5 protein-coding genes are annotated in these 3,606 nt (G+C 54.6%); all 5 read right to left on the bottom strand.

Annotated elements, in window-relative coordinates; genetic code table 11:
* Positions 1-73 precede the first annotated feature (73 nt).
* Positions 74-832 carry an alpha/beta fold hydrolase gene (locus tag AC1HCM_RS08845; RefSeq protein ID WP_479461404.1) on the bottom strand — a complete coding sequence of 253 codons (759 nt, stop codon included), beginning with the start codon at positions 830-832 and terminating at the stop codon, positions 74-76.
* Position 833: 1 nt separating this feature from the next.
* Positions 834-1,475 carry a 2-C-methyl-D-erythritol 4-phosphate cytidylyltransferase gene (gene ispD, locus AC1HCM_RS08840; protein WP_479461403.1) on the bottom strand — a complete coding sequence of 214 codons (642 nt, stop codon included), beginning with the start codon at positions 1,473-1,475 and terminating at the stop codon, positions 834-836.
* A complete protein-coding gene (locus tag AC1HCM_RS08835; protein ID WP_479461402.1) occupies positions 1,472-1,825 on the bottom strand; it encodes a hypothetical protein in 354 nt (117 codons plus the stop codon). Before AC1HCM_RS08835 ends, ispD begins: the two co-directional genes overlap by 4 nt.
* A gap of 12 nt (positions 1,826-1,837) precedes the next feature.
* Complete coding sequence (locus tag AC1HCM_RS08830) at positions 1,838-3,268, bottom strand: aldehyde dehydrogenase family protein (protein ID WP_479461401.1); 1,431 nt, start codon at positions 3,266-3,268, stop codon at positions 1,838-1,840.
* A gap of 28 nt (positions 3,269-3,296) precedes the next feature.
* A partial coding sequence (locus AC1HCM_RS08825; RefSeq protein WP_479461400.1) for a hypothetical protein occupies positions 3,297-3,606 on the bottom strand: 310 nt, incomplete at its 5' end.

Here is a 3,606-nt window from a genome sequence, read left to right as displayed (position 1 = left end):
ACCTCCACGGGGACGGGTTTTTGGGCGAGGAGCTCTCCGAGCTCGTCCTCCCTCAGCCTGTATATGTACCTCCTCACAGGACCTCCCTCAGGAAGTCAAGGAGTGCCTTGTTGAAGGCTTCGGGGTTCTCAAAGGGCGGGAGGTGGGCTGAGTTCTCCAGCTCAAGGAACTTCGCACCTCTTATCCCCTCAGCTATCTTCCTGACAACCTCGGGAGGTGTTACCCTCTCGTCATCCTTTCCGGCAACCACGAGGGTTGGGACATCTATGCTCGTAAGTAGGTCTGTGTTGTCCCTCCTCTCCGCTAAGGCTCTCAGCGTCTTGATAACCCCTTCGGGTGTTGCCCTCTCCATCATACAGCGTAGCTGTCTCATCTTATCGGGGTCCGCCTTAGTTGCGGGGGAGGTCTGGTTCTCAAGCATGGCGTCCACAAGGAAGGAGGTTCCCTCCTCCTTCACCCTTCCTATGATGTGGTAGCGCGCCTTCCTTCCCTCCTCGCTGTCCGCCTCAGCCCTCGTTGCCACGAAGACGAACGCCTGAACGATATCCCTGTAGCGCCTCCACAGGTCAAACATTATGTAACCGCCCATGCTGTCCCCCACGGGAATCAGCCTCTTAACGCCGAAGGCGTTTATCCTTGAAACAACAAAGTCTGTGAGGACTTCAACGCTGAGCTCTCCGGGATAAGGGGGCTCATCTCCGAAGCCGGGGTAATCAAGGGCTATGTAGGGTATCCTCTCCTCCTCCAGCGCTCTGAACTGATGGGTGAACATATCCTTGCTGAGCGGGAAGGCGTGAAGGAAGAGGACTGCGGTGGGAATATGGGCTTTCATCTCAAACCTCCTTTGCCAAGAGCCTCTCTATAAAGGGGAGATCCTCCCTGTAGGTTAGCTTGACGTTCCAGTAAGAGCCCATGACAACGCCTACCTTGTAGCCATACCTCTCCAGAAGACTCGCATCGTCCGTTCCGTAGAAGCCTTCGTTCCTCGCCCTGAAATGACACTCTATCAGAACCTTCCTTTTGAAAGCCTGAGGTGTCTGGGCGAGCCATATGTGGGACCTGTCTATGGTTCTGAGGACGGTCTCGGAGGAGACCTCCTTGAGGGTATCCCTTGAGGGCACAGCCACTATCTTTCCGTCGTAGTCCCCGAGGTTCGCAACCTCCCTGAACATCTCCTCACTCGCAAGGGGTCTCGCTGAGTCGTGAACCACCACAATATCAGCCTCTGTCTCAAGGATCCCGTTCAGAACTGAGTCCTGCCTCTCCTTACCTCCCTCAACCTTCTTTACTCCCGGAGGAACCTGAACTCTGTGAAGGACATCCTTTGGCAGGACGAGGATAACCTCCTCAAAGAGCTTGAGGGCTTTTTCAACAGAGTACATGAAGAGGGGCTTGCCGTGAATTTCAACGAACTGCTTCCTCAAGCCGAGCCTTTTGCCTTCACCCGCTGCAAGTACCACGCAGGCGCTACTCATACCTCCTCTCTCATGCGTTCAATACGTGTTTTTATAAGCTCCTGAGGGAGCTCCTCCTCGCTCACTATCTTCAGCTCCTGACCTGCCTCAAAGACGTAGGCTGCGAGTCTCAAACCCTTCACATCAGCCTCAAGTGCCTCCCTCGTCGTCCTGTCAAGGAACTTCTTCACGCTCTCCCTGTCCTCAAGGATGAGTTCCTGCTCGGAGACCTCTATATCTTCCTCCTCGTACTCCTCTTCCTGAGGAACGAAGACGACGTAAACGACAGCCTCCTCTGGGAAGTCGGGGTCATCTATCATAAGCTTAAAGAGCCTTTCAACCCTCTGTCTCATCTGGTGCCTTACGCTCATCTCAAACCTCCTTCAGCTTAAATCAAATATAACAGTCTTTATCTCAGTGTAGTCCTCAACGGCGAACTTGGGACCTTCCCTTCCTATGCCGGAGTTCTTTACGCCCCCGTAGGGCTGGTGGTCAACCCTGAAGGTGGGTCCCTCGTTTATGAGCACTCCTCCGACCTCAGCCCTTTTAATAAACTCCCAGGCTACCCTCAGGTCCTGGGTAAACACACCGAGCTGGAGTCCATACTCCGAGTCGTTGACGAGCTCTATCGCCTCCTCAATTTCACTGTAAGGGTCAACGACCACAACCGGAGCAAAAGCCTCCTCCTTGAAGAGCTTCGTGTCGGTAGGCACGAGGGAGATTATCGTGGGCTCAAAGAGGGCTGTCCTCTCCTTCAGGGGAGCTCCTCCCGTCTCTACCCTTGCTCCCTTCTGAACAGCCTCATCTATCCACTCCCTTATCCTCATCACGTCCCCTTCGGTTATCAGGGGTCCAACGTCGGTGTTCTCGTCCATTGGGTCTCCCACCCGAAGGGTCCTTACCTTCTCCCTGAGCCTCCCGATGAAATCATCAAAGACGTCCTCGTGAACGAAAACCCGCTGAACCGAGATGCAGACCTGCCCCGCTATGGCGTATCCGCCCGCTATCGCTCTCTGGACAGCCTTATCAAGGTCCCCGTCTTTGTGAACCACTATGGCTGAGTTGGAGCCGAGCTCAAGGACGACCCTCTTTATCCCCGTCTGCCTCGTTATTATCTCCCCGACCTTCTTGCTTCCGGTAAAGGACACCACCCTCACGTCGGGGTGGGTGGTCATAGCCTTGCCCACATCACCGTAGCCGGGTATGACCGAGAGAGCCTTTGGAGGGAGACCAGCTTCCAGGAGAACCTCCGCAAGCATAAGAGGTGTTAGGGGTGTTCTTTCGGAGGGCTTGAGTATAACGGCGTTTCCGCAGGCTAAGGCGGGAGCTACCTTGTGCATTGAAAGATTCAGGGGGAAGTTGAAGGGTGTTATAGCTGAGACGATACCGACCGGGACCCTTATGTAAAAGCCTACTTTTCCAACGCCGTTGGGATGGGCATCAACAGGGAAGGTTTCACCGTTCAGGCGCTTTGACTCCTCTGCTGAGAAGATCAGGGTCTGGATAGCTCTCTGGACCTCCGTTCTCGCCTCCCTTATCGTCTTTCCCACCTCATAGACGAGGGTTCGGGCGAACTCCTCAGCCCTATCCTCTATTATCCGGGCAGCCCTCATGAGTATCTCGTACCTCTGGTAGGCGGTGAGAGAAGATATCTCCCTAAAGCCCTCCTTTGCAGCTTCAACCGCCCTCAAGACGTCCTCTTCCGTTCCCTGGGGTACCCTTCCAACCACTTCTCCTGTGTAGGGATACACGACCTCTATCTTCTGGGGAGAATCCTTCCACTCTCCTCCAACGAGCATCCTCTTCTCTATCATGGGAGCACCTCCAGGATATTATGATAATTCAGAGACCGAGCCTTATCCTGACTCCCATCCAGACAGCTATAAAGCCGAGGAGGAGGTTAAGAAGACCGAGCCACCTCGCCCAGTGTCTGTGCCTTTCGGAGTAGAGGGCTTTCTTACCAGCCCAGAGGTCGTGAACGAGGGAGACGATGAGTATGAGGATAAAGACCCCGAGCTTCTCAAGGATTGACCTCTTGGAGAGTCCGCCGTGGAGGAGGTAGGCGTTGCCCAAGCCCGTTATGAGGAGGAGGGACAGGGTTATCATCGTTCCGTAGAGGCTGAACCTCCTACCGACTTCCTGAAAGGCTTCG

Source organism: Hydrogenivirga sp. (assembly GCF_056450045.1).
Note: the sequence above shows the minus strand (reverse complement) of the source record. Positions and strands in the feature narration are given on the sequence as shown.